This window comes from Streptomyces sp. CNT360, assembly GCF_000424785.1.
In genome coordinates this window covers 321,386-344,703 of sequence record NZ_AUKO01000012.1, presented here as the reverse complement: position 1 = coordinate 344,703, position 23,318 = coordinate 321,386, and the positions used below count along the sequence as shown (strand labels likewise).

The window sequence follows — 23,318 nt, the reverse complement described above, 5'->3', positions numbered from 1 at the left end:
GCCGTCCTCATCGGGTGTCGCCGCCGGTGGTGCGCAGGGAACGGGAGACGGGGCGGTCCGGGTGGGCGACCAGCTCCGCCAGGGTGGCGGTGAGCCTCCGCAGCAGCCGCTCGACCGTGGCGGGGTCGAACAGCGACCGGCGGTACAGCGCGTGGGCTGTCACCTCGTTCCCCTCCTCCATGAGCGTCACCTCCAGATCCATCCGCACTGCCACCCTCCCGTGGTCGAAGGTCTCCAGCCGGGTCCCGGCCAGTGACGGCTCGTCCCGTGGTGTGTTGACCAGTTGGAACATGGCCTGTACCAGGCCGTGCCGGTCGTGCCCGAAGCGTTCGGCGAGGAGATGGAAGGGCATGTCCGCACGTGCGTAGGCCCCGGTCGCGGTCTCATGGGTACGCGCCAGCACCTCGCGGAAGGTGGGGTCTCCGGACACGTCGGTGCGCAGCACGAGCATGTTCGCGAAGCCGCCGATCAGGTGCTCCAGCTCGGGGCGGGACCGCCCGGCGACCGGGGAACCGAGGACGACGTCGCCATCCCCCGTCTCGTCGGCCAGGACGGTCTGGAAGGCCGCGAGGAGGACGATGAACAAGGTGGCGTCCTCCGCCGCGCCGAGCTCCCGTACCGCACGCACGAGGTCCGTGCCGAGCGTGACGCTCACGGTGCCGCCCTCGGAGGGTGCCTCGTCGGTGCGGGGCCGGTCGGTCGGCAGGGCCGCCGGGGCCGGGCAGCCCTCCAACTTCCGGGACCAGTAGTCCCACTGCTCGCGCAGGGCGTCTCCGGACAGCCACCGGCGCTGCCACACCGCGAAGTCGGCGTACTGCACGGGAAGCCGTGGCAGGTGCGGTGCGTCCCCGGCCAGGTGTGCGGCGTAGCCGGCCGACAGCTCGCTCCACAGTACGTCCTGCGACCAGGCGTCGGTGGCCATGTGGTGGGTCGTCAGAGCGATCACATGGTCCTGTTCGCCGAGGCGCAGCACGCGGGTGCGCAGGATCGGGCCGCGCACCAGGTCGAAGGGGCGGGCCGCCTCGTCGGCGATCAGGTCGCGCGCCGCCGACTCGCGTTCGGCCGGTGCCGCACCCGGCACCGGTTCGGCTTCCAGCAGTACGGGCGGTGCCGGATGGATGTGCTGGAGAGGGGCGTCGCCCGTCGGGCGGACGGTGGTACGGAGCGCCTCGTGCCGCTCCAGGAGCGCGGAGACGGCCGCGCCGAGCGCGTTCAGGTCGAGGGGACCGCGGGCCCGCATGACGAACGGCACGTTCCACAGGTGGGTGCCCGGGCGGGCCCGTTCGACCGCCCAGTAGCCCTCCTGGGCGAACGACAGCGGAAGGTCCGCGCTCCTGTCGACGGGTGCCAGGGCGGGCCGGGCAGGGGCCGGGGCGGTCGCAGGTGAGGCGGCGGCGCCCGGCGAAGTGGCCTGCGCCAAGGCGGAGTCCGGGGCGGCGAGCAGGGTGGCGAGCCCGCGGGCGGTACGCAGGCGGAACAGCTCCGCCACCGGCACGGTGACACCGGTCGCGGTCTCGATGCGGGAGACGACCTGGGTGGCGAGGAGGGAGTGGCCGCCGAGTGCGAAGAAGTCGTCGTCGACCCCGACCTGCTCCGCCTCGAACACCTCGGCGAAGGCGGCGCACACCACCTTCTCCTCCGGTGTCCGCGGTGCGGCGTAGGTCTCGTCCGCGTCCGTTCCGGCCGGGTCCCGGGCCTCCGGGGCAGGCAGCGCGCGGCGGTCGATCTTGCCGGTGGAGGTGAGGGGGAAGTCGGCGAGCGTGACGAACGCGGACGGCACCATGTAGTCGGGCACCGCCTCGGACATGTGGGCGCGCAGGGCCGCGGCGGAACACGCGGTACCGGCGTGCGGGACGACGTAGGCGACCAGCTGCCGGTGTCCTGAGCCGGTCTCCCGGGCGACGACGGCTGCCTGGCCGACCGACGGGTGCCGGCGCAGCACGGTCTCGACCTCGCCGGGCTCGACGCGGAAGCCGCGGATCTTGACCTGGTCGTCCGCGCGGCCGAGGTACTCCAGGTTGCCGTCCGGCAGCCACCGGCCCAGGTCACCCGTGCGGTACATGCGGGTGCCCGGCTCGCCGAACGGGTCCGCCACGAACCGCTCGGCGGTCAGCCCCGGCCGCCCCACATAGCCCCGCGCCAGCCCTGGTCCTGCGACACAGATCTCACCCGCCACCCCCACCGGGACCCGGCGGCACCGCTCGTCCACCACGTAGATGCGGTGGTTCCAGGTGGCCGTGCCGACGGGCGCCTTCCGGGGCCAGACCGTCACGTCCCGGGGCAGCGTGTAGGAGGTGACGACCTGGATCTCGGTGGACCCGTAGTGGTTGTGCATCCGCAGGTCGGGGCAGCGCTCGAACAGGGTGCGCAGGTCGGCGTCGAGGGCCAGCGGCTCCCCGGCCTGGCTGATGTGGCGCAGCGCGCCGAGGTCCGCGTTCTGCCGCCCGGAAGCCGAACAGATGGCGCGCACCATCACGTTGGGCACGAACACCTGGTTGATCGCCTTGTGCTCCAGCCAGCGCACGAACTCGGCCGGATCACGCCGGGTCTCCGCGCTCGGTACGACGAGGGTTTCCCCGTAGAGGAAGGCGGAGAGCACTTCCTGCACCGACACGTCGAAGGTGAGCTCGGTGAACTGTGCCGTGCGGGTCCCGGGGCCGCCGGGCACCGCCGTCTTCTGCCAGGCGAGCATGTTGACGACGCAGCGTCCCGACATGGCGATGCCCTTGGGTTCGCCGGTCGAGCCGGAGGTGTAGACGACGTAGGCGAGGTGGTCGGGGGTGACACCGCTGTCGGGCACGGTGGCGGGCAGGGTGCTCAGCTCGTCGGCCGCGAGGTCGGGAAGGAGCACCGTGTGCACCGTCTCCGGGAACACCTCACGGAGGGAACGCTGTGTGACGGCCGTGGTCATGCGCGAGTTGTCGACGATGTGGCGGATCCGTTCAGCCGGATGCTCCGGGTTCACCGGCAGGTAGGCCGCACCGGCCTGGAGGATGCCCACGAGTCCGACGAACATGTCGATGCCGCGGGGCAGGCACAGGCCGACCATGCTGTCCGGGCCGACGCCCGAGGCGCGCAGGTGGTGCGCCAACTGGTTGGCGCTTCGCAGCAGTCCGGCGTAGGTGAGGGTCCGGTCCTCGTGTTCGACGGCGACGAGGTCGGGGGTGCGGGCCGCCTGTTCGGCCAGGAGCTGGGGCAGCGGCCGGATGTCGACGGCGACCTCGGCGGCGGTGTGGGCGGCACGCTGACGTGCGTCCTCCTCGTCGTCGAGGAGGGAGAGTGCGGATATCGGCCGGTCGGGGTCGGCGAGCAGCTGTTCCAGTGCGGTGTTCAGATGGCGGATGAGCCGCTCGATGGTGGACGCGTCGAAGAGGGCGCGGCTGTAGACCACGGGCCCGGCGACGCTGCCGTCGTCCTGCTCGACGAGGTGGGCCTCGATGTCGACACGTGTGGTGACGTCGTTCACCTCGAACAACTCGGCCTCGGCGTCCGGCCAGGGCACCCGCTCGAAAGGCGTGTTGACGAGCTGGAACATCACCTGGACCAGTGGGTGGCGGGAGAGGTCGCGTTCGGGTTGCAGGCGCTCGACCAGGTACTCGAACGGCAGGTCCTGATGCGCATACGCACCCAACGCCGTCTCCCGCACCCGCCCCACCACCTCATGTTATTTTTAGCGCAGGCGTTCCACGAGGTGTTGCCGGGAGAGAGCTGTTCGAGGAACCACAGCCGCCGCTGCGCGAAGGACAGCGGCAACGGCCCGCTCCGGTCCACACGCGGAATGGGGCCATCGGCTCCGCGCCGACGCAGCATCTTCTGCAGCAGTTCCCGCTTCTTGCCGGAGAGGTGGGCGATGCGCTCGTCGGAGTCGTGGGTCATGGATGCTCAGCCAATCTGGAATCGTGCGGTAGGCAATGGATCACTCGTGTTCCAGCCGCCGCAGCGCCTCTTCGACCTGCTCGTCCGTCATGCCTTCCACGGCGCTCAGCACGTCGTCCATCTCGTCCTCGGCCTCCTGCCGCTGGGCTGCCAGCCGGGCCCCCAGGGCACGGGCGGTGGGGTGGCGGAAGAGCGTCTCCAAGGACACCTGCGTCCCGGTCGCGGCCCGCAGCCGGGAGATCGCCCGGGTGGCGAGCAGCGACTGCCCGCCCAGTGCGAAGAAGGTGTCGTCGATACCGACGTCCGTGACATCGAGGACCTCGGAGAACACCTCGCAGACCAGTTCCTCGTCCGGGGTGCGGGGGGCGACGTACGCCGCTGCCTCGGCGCGCCGGTCGGGTACGGGCAGCGCGTTCCGGTCGATCTTCCCCGTGCCGGTCAGCGGCAACGCGTCGAGGACCATGAAGGCGGCGGGCACCAGGTACTCCGGTAGGGCGGCGAGGGTGTGCGCACGCAGGGCTGACAGCAGTTCGTCGAGGTCCGCGGCCGGATCCGCCGGCACCACGTAGGCCACCAGCCGCTTGCCGCCGGGGCCGTCGTCCCTGACGACGACGAGAGCCTGGCCGATCGAGGGGTGCCGGCGCAGGACGGTCTCGACCTCGCCGGGCTCGACGCGGAAGCCGCGGATCTTGACCTGGTCGTCCGCGCGGCCGAGGTACTCCAGGTTGCCGTCCGGCAGCCACCGGCCGACATCGCCCGTGCGGTACATGCGGGAACCGGGCTCGCCGAACGGGTCGGCCACGAACCGCTCGGCGGTCAGCCCCGGCCGCCCCACATAGCCCCGCGCCAGCCCGGCACCGGTCACGAACAGCTCGCCGGGCACTCCCACAGGTACGGGCCGCAGCCAGTCGTCGAGCACCAGCACCCGGTGGTTGGGCAGTGGTCCGCCCAACGGCACGCCGCTCTCCCCCGGGGGCTGCGCGGCTGTCATCCGGAAACCGGTGACGATCACGGTCGCCTCGGTCGGACCGTAGACGTTGACGATCTCCACCTGCGGATGCGCCGCGAGGAGCCCCGCAACGGTCGCCGTCGGGGCGGTGTCCCCACCGACCTGCACCTCACGGATGCCGGCGAAGGCGTCGGGGCACTCGTCGGCGAGGAGTTCCAACAGCCCCGGGGTGAGGAACAGCGCGGTGACGTCGTGCTCGGTGATGGCCTTGTGGAACGCGGCGGCGTCGAGCTCGCCCTTCGGTGCGAGGACGAGCGTGCCACCGTGCAGCAGGGCGGGCCACAGTTCCGCGGTGGACACGTCGAACGCGTACGAGGAGTGCACCAGCACCCGCTCGTAGGCGCCGCTGCCGAAGAGAGGGTCGTGAGCGAAGGCGACAACGTTGCGGTGGGTGACGGCGACGCCCTTGGGGATGCCGGTCGACCCGGAGGTGTAGATGACGTACGCCGTCGAGTCCGGGTGCGGGACGCGCTCGGTCACCAGGTCTTCCGGCAGGTCGTCCTGGGTGGTGGCCACGTCGATCACTGTGACCTCTCGGCCGTGCGGCAGGTCCGCCGGCTCGGCGGGGCGATCGGTGAGGAGGAAGCGGGCACCGGACTGCTCCAGCATCCACCGCCTGCGGGCGCCGGGGTTGCGGGCGTCCAGCGGCAGGTATGCGGCCCCGGCCTTGAGGACGGCAAGGGTGGCCTCGACCGTTTCGGGCGAGCGCGTGATGTCGAGGCCGACGACGTCCTCGTGGCGCACGCCGAGTCGGATCAGGTGGCGGGCCATCCGATCGGTGCGCCGGTCGAGTTCGGCATAGGTGAGGCTGCGGTCCCCCTGCCGGAGCGCTGTTGCGTCCGGTGTGCGTGCGGCCTGCTCGGTGAACAGCTCCGGGAGGGTGCGCGCTGGTACGGGGTACCGGCGTCCCTGCCACGTGGTGAGCACGCGCTCGCGCTCCTGGGTGCCCAGCATCGACAACTGGGACAGCGGGCGGTCGGGGTGGGCCGTGACTTCCCGCAGCACGTTCTCGAAGTGGTCGAGGAGACGCTGCACCGTGGAGTGGTCGAAGAGGGCACGGCTGTAGAGCGCCTGTCCCGTCAGGCCGCCGTCGGCGTTCTCGACGACGTGGAATTCGAGGTCGACCCGGGTGGAGACCGTGTCGGTCGGGAAGAGTTCGACCTCTTCGCCTGTGGCGTCGAGACGCCCGAAGGAGGGTGCGTTGACGAGTTGGAAGATGACCTGGACCAGTGGGTGGCGGGAGAGGTCGCGTTCGGGTTGCAGGCGCTCGACCAAGTACTCGAACGGCAGGTCCTGATGCGCATACGCACCCAACGCCGTCTCCCGCACCCGCCCCACCACCTCACGAAACGACGGATCCCCCGACACATCCGTCCGCAACACCAACGTATTCACAAAAAACCCCACCAACCCCTCCAACTCCCGCCGCGACCTGTTCGCCACAGGAGACCCCACCACCACATCCTCCACCCCACACCACCGCCCCAACACCACCTTGAACACCCCCAACAACACCATGAACAACGTCGCACCCTCCCCCTCCCCCAACACCCGCGCAGCCGACACCACACCCGACCCCACCCGCCACTCACACGACCCACCCTCAAACGACGCCACCACCGGACGCACCCGATCACCCGGCACCTCCAACACCCCCGACACACCCGCCAACCGCCCCTCCCACCACGCCCACAACCCCTCCAACACCCCACCCGAAAGCCACCCACGCTGCCACACCGCAAAATCCCCGTACTGCACCGGCAACACCCCCAACTCCGGCACACCACCCCCCGACACCAACCCCCCATACACCGACACCAACTCACCCCACACCACACCCTGCGACCACGCATCCGTCACCACATGATGCATCGACAACACCACCACATCATCACCCACACCCAACCGCACCACCACCAACCTCACCAACGGCCCCACACCCAAATCAAACCCACACCCCACCTCACCCTCCACCACACCCCGCACCAACCCCAACCGCTCCCCCTCACTCCCACCCTCACCCACCACATCAACCACCCGCACCCCGACCTCCACCTCCGACAACGGCAACACCACCTGCACCGGCTCACCACCCACCACCCGAAACACCGTCCGCAACACCTCATGCCGCCCCACCACCACCGACCACGCCTCACCCAACAACCCCACATCCAACCCACCCCGCACCCGCACCGCGAACGACACGTTGTACGCAGCGGTGCCGGGAGAGAGCTGGTCGGCCAGCCACAGCCCCCGCTGCCCGTGGGAGAGCGGCAGCGGACCGCTCCGGTCGACGGGGACCAGGGCGGGTCCGTCCGCCCGGTGTGCCTCGTCCGTCACGAACGGGGCCAGCTCGCGCACCGTGCCGTGCTGGAAGAGCATCCGCAGGGGAAGTTCCACGCCGAGATCCGAACGGATCCGGGCGACGATACGAGCGGCCATCAACGAGTGCCCGCCCAGCGCGAACAAGTTGTCGTCGATACCGACCGACGGGACTCCGAGCACGTCGGCGAACATCGCGCACAGCGACCGCTCCTCCGGCGAGCGCGGCCCGGTCTGCTCGGCCGCCTCCCGCCCCTCCGGGACGGGCAGGGCACGGCGGTCCACCTTGCCCGCTGCGGTGAGCGGGATCGTGTCCACCACGACGAAGGACGACGGGATCATCTGGCGCGGCACCTCCGCTGCCAGGGAGGACCGCAGGGCCGGCACGTAGTCGTCACCCCCGGCGCCCGCCGCAGGGACGACGTAGCCGACGAGCTGCCGTTCGCCGGGCTGCGCCTCGCGGACGACCGCCACCGCGGCGGCGACCGACTCCTGGCGCTCCAGCGCCGCAGTGACCTCCGCCGGCTCGATGCGGAAGCCGCGAATCTTCACCTGCTCGTCGGCACGTCCCACGTACTCGAACACACCGTCCGCACGGCGGCGCACCAGGTCTCCGGTGCGGTAGAGGCGTCCGCCCGGCCTGCCGAAGGGGTCGGCGACGAACCGCTCGGCGGTGAGCGCGGCCCGGCCGAGATATCCGCGGGCCAGGCCGGTGCCGCCCAGGTAGAGCTCTCCCACGACGCCTTCGGGTACGGGCCGCATGCGCTGGTCGAGCGCGTAGGCACGGGTGTTGTCCAAAGGGCGGCCGATCGGCACCGTGCGGACCGGCAGGTCTGCGGCGGTCACCGGGAAGCTGCACGCGAACGTGGTGAACTCGGTGGGCCCGTAGCCGTCCACCATCCTGATGCCGGGGTGTGCGGACAGCAGTGCGGCCACCGCCTCCGGTGATACTGCCTCGCCGCCGGCCCACACCTCCCGTACCGTCGCCAGACTCTCCGGGCTCACCTCCACCAGCAGGCTGAAGAGCCCGGCGGTCAGCCACAGGCCGGTCACGCGGCCACGTGTGAGGGCCCTGCTCAGGTCGAGGGCGCTGAGTTCACCTGGCGGGGCGCACACCACGCGCCCGCCCGACAGCAGCGGCACCCACAGCTCGTACGTGGACGCGTCGAAGACGTGCGGGGAGTGCAGCAGGACGCGTTCGTGGTTGCCGTTGCGCCAGCGGGAGTCGAGTGCCAGGCCGACGACATTCCGGTGGGTGACGGCGACACCCTTGGGCGTGCCGGTCGACCCGGACGTGTACATCACGTACGCCAGCATGTCCGGGTGGAGGACGGTCTCGGGCCTCGTGTCCGGCGCCTGGTCGTCCGCGGCTGCGTCGAGGGTGGTGGCACCGGTGCCCTTGAGCACGGTCTCCGTGGCGTCCGTCCGGTCGCTGAGGACGAGGCGCACGCCCGCCTCGCGGACGATGGTGCGGGTGCGCGCCGCCGGATCGCCCGTCGCCAGCGGCACGTAGGCACCGCCCGCGTGCAGCACCGCGAGGAGGGAGACGATCAGGTCGGCGCCACGGTCCAGGTGGAGGCCGACGGGCTGCTCGGGGGTGACCCCCGACCGCAGGAGGCGGTGGGCGAGCCGGTGCGCCCGCTGGGCCACTTCGGCATAGCTGAGGGTCGAGCCGTCCGGCAGTTCGACGGCGACCGCGTCAGGGGTCTGCTCCGCCTGGTGGGTGAACAGCGCGGGCAGCGACGCCTCCGGGAGCGGAGTGTCCGTGTCGTTCCCCGCGGTCAGCACACGGGCGTGCTCCTCGTCGTCGAGGAGGGAGAGTGCGGATATCGGCCGGTCGGGGTCGGCGAGCAGCTGTTCCAGTGCGGTGTTCAGATGGCGGATGAGCCGCTCGATGGTGGACGCGTCGAAGAGGGCGCGGCTGTAGACCACGGGCCCGGCGACGCTGCCGTCGTCCTGCTCGACGAGGTGGGCCTCGATGTCGACACGTGTGGTGACGTCGTTCACCTCGAACAACTCGGCCTCGGCGTCCGGCCAGGGCACCCGCTCGAAAGGCGTGTTGACGAGCTGGAACATCACCTGGACCAGTGGGTGGCGGGAGAGGTCGCGTTCGGGTTGCAGGCGCTCGACCAAGTACTCGAACGGCAGGTCCTGATGCGCATACGCACCCAACGCCGTCTCCCGCACCCGCCCCACCACCTCACGAAACGACGGATCCCCCGACACCCCACACCCTCAACCTCATCCTCTACATCAACCACCCGCACCCCGACCTCCACCTCCGACAACGGCAACACCACCTGCACCGGCTCACCACCCACCACCCGGAACACCGTCCGCAACACCTCATGCCGCCCCACCACCACCGACCACGCCTCACCCAACAACCCCACATCCAACCCACCCCGCACCCGCACCGCGAACGACACGTTGTACGCAGCGCCCCCGTCGCTCAGCTGGTCCACCAGCCACAGCCGCTGTTGCGCGAAGGACAGCGGCAACGGCCCGCTCCGGTCCACACGCGGAATGACGTCCGGCTCGGGACGGGTGTGCTTCATCAGTTGCCGCAGTGCGGACTGGAGTCCGCCCGAGCCCGGTTCAGTCCCCATCGCGGGCCGTCCTCTCCTGGTGCGAGCATGCCGCGCCGTTGTGCCGGCGCATCTGGGCGGCGAGTTCTCGGTGCACGCCTGCGTCACTGTTGCGGAACGCGCACTCAGCCTTGTCGCGCAGCTCCGCGGGTTGGTCCTGGGACAGCTTGAAGATGCTGTCCACTGCTTCCACCGCGATCTCGAAAGCCCCCACCCCGGGGACGATCCGCTCGAAGTAGGGAAGCGATTCCGTCATGTCCCAGCCGGCGCCGAACCGGCGCTCAAGAGCGGTTACTGTGCGGCGCACCACTTTCAGGGCGGGCTCTCCGGGGCCGAGGAGCCGGACGGTGCCGGTCACGTGCACCGCGGAGAAGTTCCAGGTCGGTGCTGCCGGAACGGTGTCGTACACGGTCGGCGAGATGTAGCCGTGCGAGCCCTGGAAGACGACGAGAACCCGGTCACCGTCCGCGAGGACGCCGTACTGGGGGTTCTGCACGTTCAGGTGGCCGAAGAGGGTCACGCCCACGAGGTCGTCCGCCTGCTCGGCCTCGTCCTCCGACGCGAACACCACCGGGATGTGGGACGCCACCGGCACGCCACCCTGCGTGGTCACGAAGACGGCCAGCGGGTTCGCCCGGATCAGCTCGACGACCGGTTCGGTCTCGTCGACCGCGAAGTGCTGAGGTACGTACATGGAGCATCCTCGTTCAGGCGGCCGCTCGCGGGCAGCGCACCGTTGGGAGCGTTCTCGGGGCACGCGCCCCGGACATCCGGCGGGTGGGGTTCGGGAGCAGGGTGGAGGCGGCGGAGCCGGTCACTCGCGCGTCACTCGTTCGTCTCGGCGAGCGAGTTCCAGAACAGCAGATCGTAGGTGCGCAGGAAGTGGGCGTACCGGTGTGCGGTGTCCGGCGCCCAGCCCGAGGACAGGCGTTGGTCGAGGATCCGCAGCCCCTGCTCCTCAAGCTGCTCGTTGGGGGCGCTGAGCGCGTCGAGGAACGCGCACGCCGCGTCGTCGAGACCGTAGTGCTTCCGCAGTGCCTCGCTCATCCTGGCGAAGAACCCGGTCCAGTCGGGGAAGTTGGCCAGCAGCGCGGCCACGACGTCAGCGGGGTCCGCGTTCAGGGCCAGCCAGGCGACGTAGGAGGGGTACACCTGGCACATGGGCTGCGGACGGTACGCGCGGCGCTGTTCCTCGCCCACGCCGAAGGCGGCCGAGAGGGCGTCCAGCCCGGCCAGACCCATGGTTTCGCCGATCGCCAGGCCCATGAAGAACTGCCGCGTATCGGGCGCGGCGGACCGGCCGGCGAGGGACAGGTAGCTGCCCCAGTCGCTGGTGAAGATCGCGTGCTCTTCGTTGACGAACCGGCGCAGCGTCCCGTGCGTGGCACGACCAGTGGAGACGAGCTCCACCAGGGCGTTCTCGCCCTGCGCACCCGACAGTTCGGCACGTATGGCGTCGAGTACGTGCGCGGCGGAGTCAGCCATGTTCAGTGTTCCCCCGTAGTGGTGTTGCAGTGAGTATGCCCCTGCCCGAGCCGGGAGGGCACCCGGAAATCAGGTGCTCACGGCCGGCGCGGCGACCTCCCGTACGGGCAGCGAGCTCATACCCCGCACGACTCGCGTCCGGCGGCGCTCCGCCCCCTCGGCGAGGCCCAGGTCCGGGCATTTGCGCAGCAGTACGCGCAGGGTGGCCGCTGCCTCGATGCGCGCCAGGCCTGCCCCGACGCACAGGTGGATGCCCTCTCCGAACGTCAGATGCTCGCGGCTGTTCTTCCGCGTGATGTCGAACTCGGCGGCGTCGTCCCCGAAGATCTTGGGATCACGGTTGGCACCTCCGACGACCACGAACACCGGGGAGTCCTCGGGGATCTCGACACCGGCGAGCGTCACCTTCTCGGTGGTGACGCGGAGCAGATACTGCACCGGCGCGTCCCACCGCAGCACCTCTTCCACCGCGTTGGGCACCAGGTCGGGTTCGTCGACGAGCCGCCGACGCACCTCCGGCTTGCCCAGCACGGTGAGAACGCAGTTGCCGATCAGGTTCACCGTGGTCTCGAAGCCGGCACCGAGCAGGACGCCGCACGTGGCGATCATGTCGTGCCAGGTCAGCGGCTCGCCCGCCGGTTCCGCCTGGACCATGAAGCTGACCAGGTCGTTGCCCGGTTCCTGTCGCCGCTTCTCGATGAGGTCCCCGAAGAAGTCCTGCATCTCGATGAGCATCTGCCGGAACGTCTTGAGGTCCGCCATGGTGCGGATGCCGTCGACGGAGGTGCCGATGATGCCGCCCCAGCGGCGGAACCGTTCGAAGTCCTCCTCGCCGATGCCGAAGAAGGCCGATATGACGCGGATCGGCACGCGCACGGCCAAGTCGTTGACGGCGTCCCACTGGTCGCGCTCCGCCAGGTCGTCGAGCAGTTCCTCGATCATCGTCTCGATGGTCGCGGTCCGCTCCCGGATCGCGCGCGGCGAGAACCAGGGGGCCACCATGCGCCGCAGCCGCGTGTGGTCGGGCGGGTCCATGGAGAGGAAGGAGTCGTCCATCGGGACGATGAGCTGCTCGCCGCGGTCGTCGTACACCGTGGTGTCGATCGGCTTCGCCTTCGCGGCAGCGAACGAGCCGAAGCGGCCACTGTCCTTCAGGATCGCCGAGGCCAACTCGTGGTCACAGGTCGCGAAGGCGCCGATATTACCGCGCACCAGTTCGCCCTTTTCCCTGATGCTTTCGTAAACCCCGTACGGGTCCCCGTCGGGTCGCCTCGCGATGAGCTGGGCAACGGGGTCACCGGACATCATAAGAAGCCGCAGCATGGCACGTGACATCAGCATCTTGGAGGCCGACGTCGCCATAACCTTCCTCGCCATGCGGAGATGATCACAGCAGCCGTCAACGGCAGTCAAGTGACTTGAGTCACAGTTGCATTGCGATTATTTTCCCCCTAGCGTCATCAGTCCTGAGAGGGGGAGGATCGGCGGACCTGTGCGCAATACTTCACCAGAGCGTCCGGCGTGACCGAATAACCGCCCCGTCCATTCTCACCACTCACCACAGCTTCCCACGACTTCCCACAATTTCCCACGATCGCCCACGAGTTTCCCCTATACCATCCGCCGGATTACCGCAGCCGCCACCCGCGCACCGCGGGCGCGTACCTGCGACGCATTCCCCGAATGCGAATCCGGCGCAGCGAGAGGCGAGGACAGCCCCATGGCGCAGCCCCCGAGCCGCAACGAGAAGTGGATCCGCAGGTTCCAGCCGTCGCCCGACGCGGCGGTCAGGCTGGTCTGTCTCCCCCACGCGGGCGGGTCCGCGAGCTTCTTCTTCTCCACGGCCCGCGCGCTCGCCCCGGCCGTCGACGTGCTGGCCGTCCAGTACCCGGGCCGGCAGGACCGCCGGGACGAGCCGTGCCTGGAGTCCCTCCCGAAGCTGGCCGACCTGATCACCGAGGAAATCCTTCCCTGGGCCGACCGGCCGCTGGCCCTCTTCGGGCACAGCATGGGTGCCACTCTTGCCTACGAAATCGCGCACCGGCTGGAGGACCGGCAAACCGTCCCCGCGGCGCTGTTCGTGAGCGGTCGGAACGCACCCGACAGGACTCGCCAGGAAAACCTTCACCTGCTCGACGACGATCAGCTCGTCAAGGAACTCGCGAAAATCGACGGGACCGATCCCTCGATTCTGGCCGACGAGGAGATCATGCGCATGTCCCTCGGCCCCATCCGTGGTGATTACCGGGCTCTCGCGGCCTATCGCTGGGAGCCCAGGGAACCTTTGCACATCCCCCTTCACGCGCATATCGGCGATGCCGACTCCAAGGTGAGCAGCGAGGGCGCACAGGCCTGGCAGGATCACACGACCGGGCCTTTCACCCTGACCACCTACACAGGCGGCCATTTCTACCTCAACGACCACGCCCCCCAGCTTCTCGAATCCATTTCGACGTCTCTGACCCGCGCCCCGCAGCAGCGGTGAGCGCAGAGATGTATTCGCAGAAGTGACGTTGCATGCGCAGCGGTGCCGCCCGGATCGATGCCCACCCCGTCGCCCCCGTTCCGGTACCGACGCTACAGAGCCGTTCCCGGCGCTGTCGACGATTCGCGGGAATTGCTTTGCTCGCCGCCTCCGAGCCAGGCAATCGGCGGATTCCCACACGCCGGGCCCCGGCAGACGACCTGGTGCGGGGTCAACTGCGTTACCACGGCGACCTTTTCATGATCCAAGCACCATTGCACCGTACTGATCGGCGGATTAGGCTCTTTCCCGCCACGACCGACGCGCGTAAGCGACCCGCCACAAAAGGGATCGACGAGGGACCACCATGTCCAACCCGTTCGAGGATGCCGAGGCCACGTACGTGGTGCTGGTGAACGCCGAGGGCCAGCACTCCCTTTGGCCTGTCACGATCGACGTTCCCGAAGGGTGGGAAGTCGCGCACCCGGAGGCGAGCCGGAGCGAGTGCCTCGCCTACGTGGACGAGCACTGGACCGACATGCGACCGCAGAGCCTCATCGAGGCCACCGCCGGCTGACGGTCCGACGGCGAGAAGTCATCGTCCTCCGGACGCTCAGGGCAGCGGGGTGCCGCCGGTGGCGTTGAGGATCTCGGCGGTCACGTAGTTGGCTTCCTCGGAGGCGAGGAAGACGTACCCCGGTGCCATCTCGGCTGGCTGAGCGGGCCGTTGGAGCAGGCTCTTGGCGCCGAACTGGCTGGTGTCGGGCAGGGTGGAGGGGATCAGCGGCGTCCAGACAGGCCCGGGGGCGACAGCGTTCACGCGGATGCCGCGCTCGGCCAGATTCTGGGCCAGCCCCTGGGTGAAGGTGACGATGGCGCCCTTGGTCATGGCGTAGTCGAGCAGGTGCGGCTTGGGCTGGTATGCCTGGACGGACGTGGTGTTGATGATGCAGCCGCCCTCGGGAATGTGGGCGAGGGCCAGCTTGGTGACGTGGAACATGCCGTAGAGGTTCGTCCGGACCACGCGGTCGAACTGCTCGACGCTGATGCCGTCGATGCCGTCGGACTGCGCCATCTGGAACGCGGCGTTGTTGACCAGGACGTCGATCCCGCCGAGCTCGCCCGCCGCCCGCTCCACCAGGCGGCGGCACTCGGCCTCCTCGCGGATGTCGCAGGCCACGGCGACGGAGCGGCGTCCCGCGTCCTCGACCAGCCGTACGGTCTCCTGCGCCTCGCCCTCCTCCTCGGGCAGGTGGCTGAACGCCACGTCGGCGCCCTCACGGGCGAAGGCCAGCGCGACCGCACGCCCGATCCCCGAGTCCCCGCCGGTGATCAGGGTGCGCCGCCCGGCCAGCCGCCCGCTGCCGTGGTAGCTGCGTTCCCCGTGGTCCGGGCGGGGTTCCATCTCCTCCGTGTCCCCGGGATGGGACTGCTCCTGCTGCGGGTACTCCGGCTTGGGGTGCTTGTCGGCGGGGTGCCCGCCGGTCGGCTCGTTGCCGGTGGTCTCTGCGCTCACGCGTGCTCCTCCCCCATACGGGCGGACGGGTGCTGGTGGATGGCGGGCACGGCGCCGGGCGAGCCGACAGGGCGCGAAGGGCGCCGAGGGGCGCGCCGGGCGCTCACGGACACGCGGTGCCCGGCGCCGTGCCGTGGGCGGGTCAGGCGTTCGCGGTACCGGCGGCGGGCGGGAAGCGGTCCCAGGCCCGGTGCCTGCCCAGCAGTTGGGTGACCTGGCCGAAGACGGCTTGCGGGTCGTCGGCCACCACCACACCTGCCGCGTCCTGGGGGCAGTTGGCGGCGGCCAGCACGTCCGCGCCGCCTCCCCAGGCGCCGACGGCCTTGGCGTGCCGGTACGCCTCGGAGACCAGCAGCAGCACCCGCGGGTCGACGCCGCCCGCACCCGGACCCCGGCCCGCCTTCGCGTCGCGCGCCCCGTAGGCGTCGTCGCCCGCCGCGGGAGCCCCGGCGACCAGCACCGCGTCGAACTCGACGGAGCGGGCGTTGGCGAAGGTCCGCTGGACGACGACCGGGCCGCCGCTGCCTGCCAGTTCACCACCGTGCGGAGCGATGACCAGTGGGACCATGCCGCCGTCCAGAACCGTGGTGCGCAGGGTGCTCAGCGCCGCCAGGTCGCTGGTCTCGTCGGCGACGATGCCGATGACCCGCCCGTCGGTCGGCCAGACCTTGCCGACCTGGGAGAGGGCCGGGCTGGGCTCGACGTCGGCGAGCGGACCCGAGGGCTGCGGTGCGGGCAGGCCGAGCCCGGCCGCGACTCCGGCGCACAGCTCCGGGTCGATGTCGGCCAGTACGCGCAACTGGCGCTCCTTGACGGCCTGCTCGTAGCACTTGCTCAGCTCGAACGTGTACGCGGCGATCACGTGCTCGCGCTCGACGGGGGTGAGGCTGAGGTAGAAGCGGCGCGGGTGGCTGGTGTGGTCGGAGAAGGAGGCGGGTGCGGCCCGCACCTTCGTGGACTGCGGGACGGTGACCGGGGTCTCCACGTACCCGCCCTGGTCGGCGCCGGCGAAGAAGGGGCAGCCGCCGTCGAGGGAGTTGGGCTGGTAGGGGGCCACTCCGCTGTGCACACCGGTCTGGTGCATGCCGTCGCGCAGCATGTCGTTGACCGGCGCGTGGGTCCGGTTGATCGGGACCTGCGCGAAGTTCGGCCCGCCCAGCCGGGTGATCTGGGTGTCGATGTAGGAGAAGAGCCGCCCGGCCAGCAGGGGGTCGTCGGTGATGTCGATCCCCGGTACGAGGTGGCCCACGTGGAAGGCGACCTGCTCGGTCTCCGCGAAGTAGTTGGACGGGTTGGCGGTCAGCGCCAGCAGCCCGATCGGCTGGACGGGCGCCCACTCCTCCGGCACGATCTTGGTCGGGTCGAGCAGGTCGATGCCCTCGAAGGTCTGCTCGGGGTTGTCGGGGAAGGTCTGGATGCCCAACTCCCACTCGGGAAAGGCACCCGCCTCGATGGCGTCGGCCAGGTCCCGGCGGTGGAAGTCCGGGTCCACCCCGTTGGTGATCTGGGCCTCCTCCCAGGTGAGGGAGTGCACGCCCAGCTTGGGCTTCCAGTGGAACTTCACCAGCGTGGTGCCGCCCTCGGCGTCGACCAGCCGGAAGGTGTGGACGCCGAAGCCCTCCATCGTCCGGTAGGAGCGCGGAATGCCCCGGTCGGACATGTTCCAGAGGGTGTGGTGGGTCGCTTCCGTGTGCAGGGAGACGAAGTCCCAGAAGGTGTCGTGAGCGCTCTGCGCCTGCGGGATCTCCCGGTCGGGGTGCGGCTTGCCCGCGTGGATGACGTCGGGGAACTTGATGGCGTCCTGGATGAAGAAGACCGGGATGTTGTTGCCCACCAGGTCGAAGACGCCCTCGGTGGTGTAGAACTTCGTCGCGAACCCGCGGGTGTCCCGCACCGTGTCGGCCGATCCCCGGCTGCCCAGCACCGTGGAGAAACGCACGAAGACGGGGGTCTCGACGTCCTTGCCGAGGAAGGCCGCCTTGCAGACCTGGGAGGCGGTGCCGTAGCCGCGGAAGACACCGTGGGCGGCGGCACCCCGCGCGTGCACCACTCGTTCCGGGATGCGCTCGTGGTCGAAGTGGGTGACCTTCTCCCGCAGGTGGTGGTCCTGGAGCAGGACGGGGCCGCGCTCGCCGGCCTTGAGGGAGTGGTCGGTGTCGTACAGCCGGGTACCCTGCGCGTTGGTCAGCCGGCTGCCGGTCTGGGCCCGCACCGTCGGGTCGGCGTCCAGGTGGGTCCCGGTCGCCGTGTACACCTCGGGGCCCGACTGGTCCGGCTTGGGCGGCAACGGCTCACGCGGCTCGGTGGGTTCCTCCAGCGGGGGCGCCTCGGGGCCGGGGCGGCCGGGGATGGGCGGCTCGCCCCCGGACTTCTTCTCGTGCTTCGGGCCGGCCATGGAACCTCCAAGAGCGAGTGGGGCGGACCACCGCAGGGGTAACCGGCCCACTCCGCGCCGAAACAGGCAGTGGAGGAAGTAACCGCCGATGCTATAGGAACCGGTACATGAGTCCCGCACACCGCGGGAAGGGGCGCGCTGCCGGGTTCACCTGGCCGGCACCGGTGCTGCCCGCCAGGTGCGCGCGTCAGTCCTCGTCAGGGGACGCGTCCGGCAGCCGCACCTCCAGCACGCCGTCCCGCTCCCGCGTCTCGAAACCCGGCTGCGGCACGGTGGCGGGGCCGCCGACGTTCGCGCCGTCCGCGAGGCGGAAGGTGCTGCCGTGCCACGGGCACGTCACGCAGCCCTCGGAGACCGTGCCTTGGGACAGCGGCCCCGACTGGTGGCTGCACCGGTCCGCCAGGACCCGCGTGGGACCGGACGGCTCGCGGTAGACCAGCAACCGCAGCTCGCCGAGCATGGTGCTCGCCGCCTGTCCCACGGGGTAGCTGTCGACCTTGCCCACCGGGTGCCAGCCCTTGCTCACCAGGTGCTGAACGGGCTCCGTCTTGGCGGGGCCCACGGCCTGACGGTAGGCCAGGTGACCGCCGATCAGCCCGCCGAGCCCCGCGGCGGTCAGTCCGGCGTACCCGAGCACGCGTCCGCGCAGCTCGCGGCCGCGGACCCGGGCGCCCAGGGAGGCCGTGTACAGCCCCAGTGCGACGGTGTTGGCCAGGCCGTGCACGAGGCCGGTGCGGAGCTGGGGTTTGTGCAGTTCCGCCCAGTCCACCGCGCCGCTGGCGGCGGCGGGGACCGCGGCCAGGACGCCCGTACCGATCAGCACGCGGCTGGCCCAGCGGGTGCGCGGCAGCATGTCCAGCACCCCGGCCGACATCCAGGCACCGAGGGGCAGCTGCACCAGTGCCGGGTGCAGCGGGTGGCCGAGCCAGCGGCCGTGCAGGACGCCCCGCAGACCCCCGAGGGGGAGCTTGCGCACGGCGTTCTGCAGCGGGCTGACCGCCGTGTCGAGGGCCCGCATGCCGCCGAGCGCGTCGAGCGGCCCGGCGAGCGGCAACCGCTCCAGGCCGCTCTCGACGGCCCGGACGGCCTGGGGGCGTTCGAGGCTCTCGTAGCTTTTCGTGTCAGACGACATAACGCTCCGGTTGCCACGTGCGCTCGTACACAAACGGTCCGGGCCGCGCACCACTCCGTCAGCTCTCCTCCCGTCACGGGGCGCCGACGGCTGCCCCGGATGCGTCGTTTCGAGGCGGCTCCCGGTGATCGACGAGGAGCAGCTCGTCGGCATGGTGGCGGTGGCCGATGTGGCCCGCTCGCTGCCCGAGCCGCAGGTGGGCCGGCTGGTGTAGGTGCTCTCCGCGGACTGATCCGCCTTAAGGACGGAGCGGGGCGCGGCACCCGCTGTTGGTGTGCCGCGCCCCGGTGTCCGAGGCAATCTCGGACCGGCGGCGTTTGGGCCCGGTGCGCCGGGGCACTGAGGATGCGGTCTTTCCCGAGGGAGGGCGTCCGCATGAAACACTCCCGGGCCCGGGCTGCCCGGCGGGCCACGTTGCGCAAGGCGGCCGAGCGCGGTTTCCACGGCGCGGACGAACGGCTGCCCGTCGCGGCGGGGGGAAGGGCCCTGCTGCGCAAGGCGTTTCCCGAGCACTGGTCGTTCCTGCTGGGCGAGCTGGCGCTCTACAGCTTCCTCGTGCTGCTGCTGACGGGCGTCTACCTCACTCTTTTCTTCGACGCCGACATGACGGAGATCCGCTACCACGGGGCCTACGTGCCGCTGCGGGGCGAGCTGATGTCGAACGCGTACGCCTCGACGTTGCGGATCAGCTTCGAGGTGCGCGGCGGGCTGTTGGTGCGTCAGATCCACCACTGGTCGGCGCTGATCTTCCTGGGCGCCATCGGCGTGCACATGCTGCGGATCTTCTTCACCGGCGCCTTCCGCAAGCCCCGGGACGCGAACTGGCTGGTCGGGATGACGCTGTTCGTGGTGGCGCTGGCGGAGGGGTTCTCCGGGTACTCGCTCCCGGACGACCTGCTGTCGGGGACGGGCCTGCGCATCGCGGAGGGCGTCATACTGTCCGTCCCTGTGGTGGGAACCTACCTCGCGCTGTTCGTCTTCGGGGGCGAGTTTCCCGGCCACGAGATCGTCGAACGACTGTATCCCTTGCACATCCTGCTGCTGCCGGGGCTGCTGCTGGCCCTGGTGGTCGTCCACCTGATCCTGGTGGTCTACCTCCAGCACACCCACTGGAGCGGGCCGGGGCGGACGAACAAGAACGTGGTCGGCCACGCGATGGTGCCGCAGTTCGCTGCCAGATCGACGGGGCTGTTCTTCATGGTGGCCGGCCTCATCGGGGTGCTGGCGGCGGTGGCGCAGATCAACCCGGTGTGGAACTACGGCCCCTACAACACCGCACAGGTCTCCACGGCAGCCCAACCCGACTGGTACGTCGGGTTCCTGGAGGGCTCGCTGCGGATCATGCCGCCGTTCGAGACGAACCTGTTCGGGCACACCCTGATGTGGAACGTACTGGTACCCGCCGTCGTCCTGCCGGGGCTGCTGTTCACGCTGCTGTACGCGTATCCGTTCTTCGAGCGGTGGATCACCGGTGAGGACACGTCGCCCCACGTCTGCGACCGGCCGCGCAACCGGCCCGTACGCACCGGTCTGGGAGTCGCCGGGATCACCTTCTACGGGGTGCTGCTGATGGCCGGCGGCAACGATGTCCTCGCAGACACCTTCACGCTCTCCCTCAACGCGCTGACCTGGGTCTTCCGGATCGCTCTGGTGCTGGCTCCCCCGGCGGCCTTCCTGGTGACCAAGCGGCTGTGCCTGGCCCTTCAGAAGCGGGACGCCGAGCGGGTCGAGCACGGCGAGGAGACCAGCCGGGTCCACCAGTCGGTCGAGGGCACCTTCGGCGCCGACCACGAGCCGCTGCCCCGGAGCGAGACCTTCCGGCTGGTGGCGCAGCGCTTCCCCCGCCCACTCGTGGCGCCACAGGACGCGGGCCGCCCGCAACGGCTGCGTGCCGCGCTCAGCCGCTGGTACTACCAGGGCGCCGTCTCCCCCGGGTGGCGGGCCATCGGACGGCAGCGGGAACGTGCCGAGGCCGCCGTCACCGGTGGCCCCGCGGGCGGCGCCGGGCCACAGCGTCCGGCGCGGCGCGGGCCGGGAGGTCAGGCCCGGCGCGGCGCACAGCAGGACGGAACCGCACGGCAGGAGGGGGCGGCGCGGCGGGCGCTCAGTGGTCGGTCCGGGCGTACTGGAAGACGAATCCGCACACCGCGGCGCCGGTGATACCCGCTCCGATCAGGGCGAGCCACAGTCCGAAGACCGCGCCGGCGGCCAGCAGGGCGACGCCGACCGCGGTCATCGGGGGCCAGGGGCTGCGGGCCGGGAAGAAGTCCAGCGGTCCGCCGCGCTCGTGGATCTGCCCGTCCCTGCGGTCCTCGGGCCGCGCTCCCCGGCGCTTGTACTGCACCGCCAGGAAGAAGGACACCAACGACGCCATCAGGCAGGCGATGAGGACGGCCGCGGTACCGGCCGGGTCCTCCGCGTAGCGGGCATACGGCACGGTGACGCAGGCGAAGAAGACGGCGACGCCCGCGAAGAGAACGGCTTCGAGCTTCATGAGGGCAGCCCCTTCGTCGGTGTCCGCTTGGAGGCCGGATCCTGCATACCGGGCATCTCAGGGCCGGGCGGCTCGTCCGGTTCCGCGGGCCGTACCCCGGGGCTGTCGGGTGCGCCGGGCTCCACGATGGCCGCGCCCTCCTCGGCCTCGGGGTGGTGGACCCAGAAGGCCGGCGAGTCGGAGCGGATGGTCGGCAGGGCGACGAAGTTGTGGCGCGGCGGCGGGCAGGAGGTGGCCCACTCCAGGGAGCGTCCGAAGCCCCAGGGGTCCTCCTCGGTGACCTTCTGCGCATGTGTCGTGGTCCACCACACGTTGTAGACGAAGACGAGGGTGGAGACGCCGAGGAGGAACGCGCCCAGCGAGGAGATGCTGTTGAGCACCGTGAAGCCGTCGGCGGGCAGGTAGTCGGCGTACCGGCGGGGCATGCCCTCGGCGCCGAGCCAGTGCTGCACCAGGAAGGTGGTCTGGAAGCCGACGAGCGTCGTCCAGAAGTGCCATCTGCCGAGGCGTTCGTCGAGCATCCGCCCGGTCAGTTTCGGCCACCAGAAGTAGAAGCCGCCGAACATGGCGAAGACGACGGTGCCGAAGAGCACGTAGTGCAGGTGGGCGACGATGAAGTAGCTGTCCGTCACGTGGAAGTCGAGCGGGGGCGAGGCGATCAGTACGCCGCTGAGCCCGCCGAGGAGGAAGGTGACCAGGAAGCCGATCGACCACAGCATCGGGGTCTCGAAGCTGAGCGAGCCGCGCCACAGGGTGCCGATCCAGTTGAAGAACTTCACCCCGGTCGGCACGGCGATCAGGAACGACATCAGGGAGAAGAACGGCAGCAGTACCGCGCCGGTGGCGAACATGTGGTGGGCCCAGACCACGGCGGAGAGCATCGTGATGGCGGCCGTCGCGCCGACCAGCCCGATGTAGCCGAACAGGGGCTTGCGGCTGAAGACCGGGAAGATCTCGCTGACGATCCCGAAGAACGGCAGCGCGACGATGTAGACCTCCGGATGGCCGAAGAACCAGAACAGGTGCTGCCACAGGACGGCGCCGCCGTTGGCCGCGTCGAAGATGTGCGCACCGAACTTGCGGTCCGCCTCCAGGGCCAGCAGCGCCGCGGAGAGCACCGGGAAGGCGAACAGCGCGAGGATCGAGGTGAACAGCACGTTCCAGGTGAACAGCGGCATCCGGAACATCGTCATGCCGGGGGCGCGCAGGCAGATGATGGTGGTGATGAAGTTGACGGCGCCCAGGATGGTGCTCAGGCCGGCGACGCTCAGCCCCATCGTCCACAGGTCGCCGCCGATCCCGGGGCTGTAGGTGGGGCCGTTGAGCGGCGCGTAGGCGAACCAGCCGAAGTCGGCCGCGCCGCTGGGGGTGAGGAACCCGCTGACGACCATCAGCCCGCCGAACAGGTACACCCAGTAGGTGAAGGCGTTCAACCGGGGGAAGGCCACGTCGGGTGCCCCGATCTGGAGCGGCATGACGGCGTTGGCGAACCCGGCGAACAGCGGGGTGGCGAACAGCAGCATCATGATGGTGCCGTGCACCGTGAACGCCTGGTTGTACTGCTCCTGCGAGACCAGTTGCATCCCCGGGTGCGCCAGTTCGGCCCGCATCACCAGCGCCATCGCTCCGGCACCGAGGAAGAAGCAGAACGCGGTGACCAGATAGAGGTTCCCGATCACCTTGTGGTCGGTCGTCGTCAGCCAGCGCAGCACCATGCTGCTTGCCCCTTCAACGTGTGATCCGGATGCGGGACGCGCGGTGCAGCCGCCCCGCGCGGAACACGGTGGCGACCCCGGTGGCGGCCGAGACGTCCAGGACGCCGGGCGGCGCCTGCGGAGCGGCGTGCGGTCCGCGGTCGCGGGGTCCGTGGGCCTGGTGGGTGTCCCGGTCGGCCGGTCCGGCGGCAGTGCACCCGGTACGGCCCGGCGTGCGCCCAGCGCACCTTCGGGCCCGGTCCGTGGCGGTAATGGGCGGACGGCAGCGCTCCGTCGACCGGGCGCAGCACTCCGTCACACAGAAGGTGCCCGACCCGCACGT

12 protein-coding genes and 3 pseudogenes are annotated in these 23,318 nt (G+C 70.3%); 4 read left to right on the top strand and 11 right to left on the bottom strand.

From position 1 onward, the window contains the following. Nucleotides 1-7: 7 nt before the first annotated feature. The 6 genes and pseudogenes from H297_RS36360 to H297_RS0114455 all read right to left on the bottom strand — a co-directional run bounded on the left by H297_RS36360 (nucleotide 8) and on the right by H297_RS0114455 (nucleotide 12,657). Nucleotides 8-3,655 (bottom strand): non-ribosomal peptide synthetase, encoded by a 3,648-nt coding sequence (locus H297_RS36360; RefSeq protein ID WP_158693681.1) that lies wholly within the window; start codon nucleotides 3,653-3,655, stop codon nucleotides 8-10. Between the two features lie 261 nt (nucleotides 3,656-3,916). Then, nucleotides 3,917-9,433, bottom strand: a pseudogene (locus tag H297_RS36355) (amino acid adenylation domain-containing protein); the annotation flags it as partial. A 29-nt stretch (nucleotides 9,434-9,462) separates the two neighbouring features. After that, nucleotides 9,463-9,765, bottom strand: a pseudogene (locus H297_RS44235) (condensation domain-containing protein); the annotation flags it as partial. Nucleotides 9,766-9,805: 40 nt separating this feature from the next. Continuing rightward, the gene (locus H297_RS40235) at nucleotides 9,806-10,489 is read right to left on the bottom strand and encodes an FMN-binding negative transcriptional regulator (protein ID WP_064744820.1); all 684 of its coding nucleotides are present in this window, start codon (nucleotides 10,487-10,489) and stop codon (nucleotides 9,806-9,808) included. Nucleotides 10,490-10,620: 131 nt separating this feature from the next. Beyond that, a complete protein-coding gene (locus tag H297_RS0114460; RefSeq protein WP_027737641.1) occupies nucleotides 10,621-11,280 on the bottom strand; it encodes a thiaminase II/PqqC family protein in 660 nt (219 codons plus the stop codon). 69 nt (nucleotides 11,281-11,349) lie between these two features. Beyond that, nucleotides 11,350-12,657, bottom strand: coding sequence for a cytochrome P450 (locus H297_RS0114455; protein ID WP_027737640.1), 1,308 nt, complete (start codon nucleotides 12,655-12,657; stop codon nucleotides 11,350-11,352). Nucleotides 12,658-13,000: 343 nt separating this feature from the next. Between H297_RS0114455 and H297_RS0114450 the strand changes: the two genes are divergently transcribed. Beyond that, complete coding sequence (locus tag H297_RS0114450; protein ID WP_027737639.1) at nucleotides 13,001-13,765, top strand: alpha/beta fold hydrolase; 765 nt, start codon at nucleotides 13,001-13,003, stop codon at nucleotides 13,763-13,765. A gap of 346 nt (nucleotides 13,766-14,111) precedes the next feature. Continuing rightward, nucleotides 14,112-14,321, top strand: a complete 210-nt coding sequence (locus H297_RS0114445; protein ID WP_027737638.1) for an MbtH family protein — start codon at nucleotides 14,112-14,114, stop codon at nucleotides 14,319-14,321. Nucleotides 14,322-14,357: 36 nt separating this feature from the next. Here the strand turns inward: H297_RS0114445 and H297_RS0114440 are convergent, their stop codons facing one another. From H297_RS0114440 to H297_RS0114430, 3 genes are all read right to left on the bottom strand, one after another. Continuing rightward, nucleotides 14,358-15,260, bottom strand: a complete 903-nt coding sequence (locus H297_RS0114440) for an SDR family oxidoreductase (protein WP_027737637.1) — start codon at nucleotides 15,258-15,260, stop codon at nucleotides 14,358-14,360. Nucleotides 15,261-15,402: 142 nt separating this feature from the next. Continuing rightward, complete coding sequence (locus tag H297_RS0114435; protein WP_027737636.1) at nucleotides 15,403-17,655, bottom strand: catalase; 2,253 nt, start codon at nucleotides 17,653-17,655, stop codon at nucleotides 15,403-15,405. 187 nt (nucleotides 17,656-17,842) lie between these two features. Next, complete coding sequence (locus tag H297_RS0114430) at nucleotides 17,843-18,787, bottom strand: Rieske (2Fe-2S) protein (RefSeq protein ID WP_027737635.1); 945 nt, start codon at nucleotides 18,785-18,787, stop codon at nucleotides 17,843-17,845. Nucleotides 18,788-18,899: 112 nt separating this feature from the next. On the opposite strand from H297_RS0114430, the pseudogene H297_RS41580 reads away from it, so the two are divergent. Continuing rightward, nucleotides 18,900-19,001, top strand: a pseudogene (locus H297_RS41580) (CBS domain-containing protein); the annotation flags it as partial. Between the two features lie 161 nt (nucleotides 19,002-19,162). Then, on the top strand, nucleotides 19,163-20,947 hold the full coding sequence (gene qcrB / locus H297_RS0114420; RefSeq protein WP_027737634.1) for a cytochrome bc1 complex cytochrome b subunit: 1,785 nt from the start codon (nucleotides 19,163-19,165) through the stop codon (nucleotides 20,945-20,947). On the opposite strand, the gene ctaF is transcribed toward qcrB, so the two are convergent. Both ctaF and ctaD read right to left on the bottom strand, forming a co-directional pair. Further along, the gene (ctaF, locus tag H297_RS0114415) at nucleotides 20,892-21,281 is read right to left on the bottom strand and encodes an aa3-type cytochrome oxidase subunit IV (protein ID WP_027737633.1); all 390 of its coding nucleotides are present in this window, start codon (nucleotides 21,279-21,281) and stop codon (nucleotides 20,892-20,894) included. The two genes, qcrB and ctaF, sit on opposite strands and share 56 nt — an antisense overlap. Further along, entirely contained in the window at nucleotides 21,278-22,996 is a 1,719-nt protein-coding gene (gene ctaD / locus H297_RS36345) for an aa3-type cytochrome oxidase subunit I (RefSeq protein WP_037794079.1), read from the bottom strand. The genes ctaF and ctaD overlap by 4 nt, the downstream gene beginning before the upstream one ends. Nucleotides 22,997-23,318: the final 322 nt, after the last annotated feature.

Excerpts from the sequence above, each read along its gene's own strand:
- H297_RS40235 (WP_064744820.1), bottom strand. The coding sequence starts at position 10,489 with ATGTACGTACCTCAGCACTTCGCGGTCGACGAGACCGAACCGGTCGTC.
- H297_RS0114460 (WP_027737641.1), bottom strand. The coding sequence starts at position 11,280 with ATGGCTGACTCCGCCGCGCACGTACTCGACGCCATACGTGCCGAACTG.
- H297_RS0114455 (WP_027737640.1), bottom strand. The coding sequence starts at position 12,657 with ATGGCGAGGAAGGTTATGGCGACGTCGGCCTCCAAGATGCTGATGTCA.
- H297_RS0114450 (WP_027737639.1), top strand. The coding sequence starts at position 13,001 with ATGGCGCAGCCCCCGAGCCGCAACGAGAAGTGGATCCGCAGGTTCCAG.
- H297_RS0114445 (WP_027737638.1), top strand. The coding sequence starts at position 14,112 with ATGTCCAACCCGTTCGAGGATGCCGAGGCCACGTACGTGGTGCTGGTG.
- H297_RS0114435 (WP_027737636.1), bottom strand. The coding sequence starts at position 17,655 with ATGGCCGGCCCGAAGCACGAGAAGAAGTCCGGGGGCGAGCCGCCCATC.
- H297_RS0114430 (WP_027737635.1), bottom strand. The coding sequence starts at position 18,787 with ATGTCGTCTGACACGAAAAGCTACGAGAGCCTCGAACGCCCCCAGGCC.
- qcrB (WP_027737634.1), top strand. The coding sequence starts at position 19,163 with ATGAAACACTCCCGGGCCCGGGCTGCCCGGCGGGCCACGTTGCGCAAG.
- ctaF (WP_027737633.1), bottom strand. The coding sequence starts at position 21,281 with ATGAAGCTCGAAGCCGTTCTCTTCGCGGGCGTCGCCGTCTTCTTCGCC.
- ctaD (WP_037794079.1), bottom strand. The coding sequence starts at position 22,996 with ATGGTGCTGCGCTGGCTGACGACGACCGACCACAAGGTGATCGGGAAC.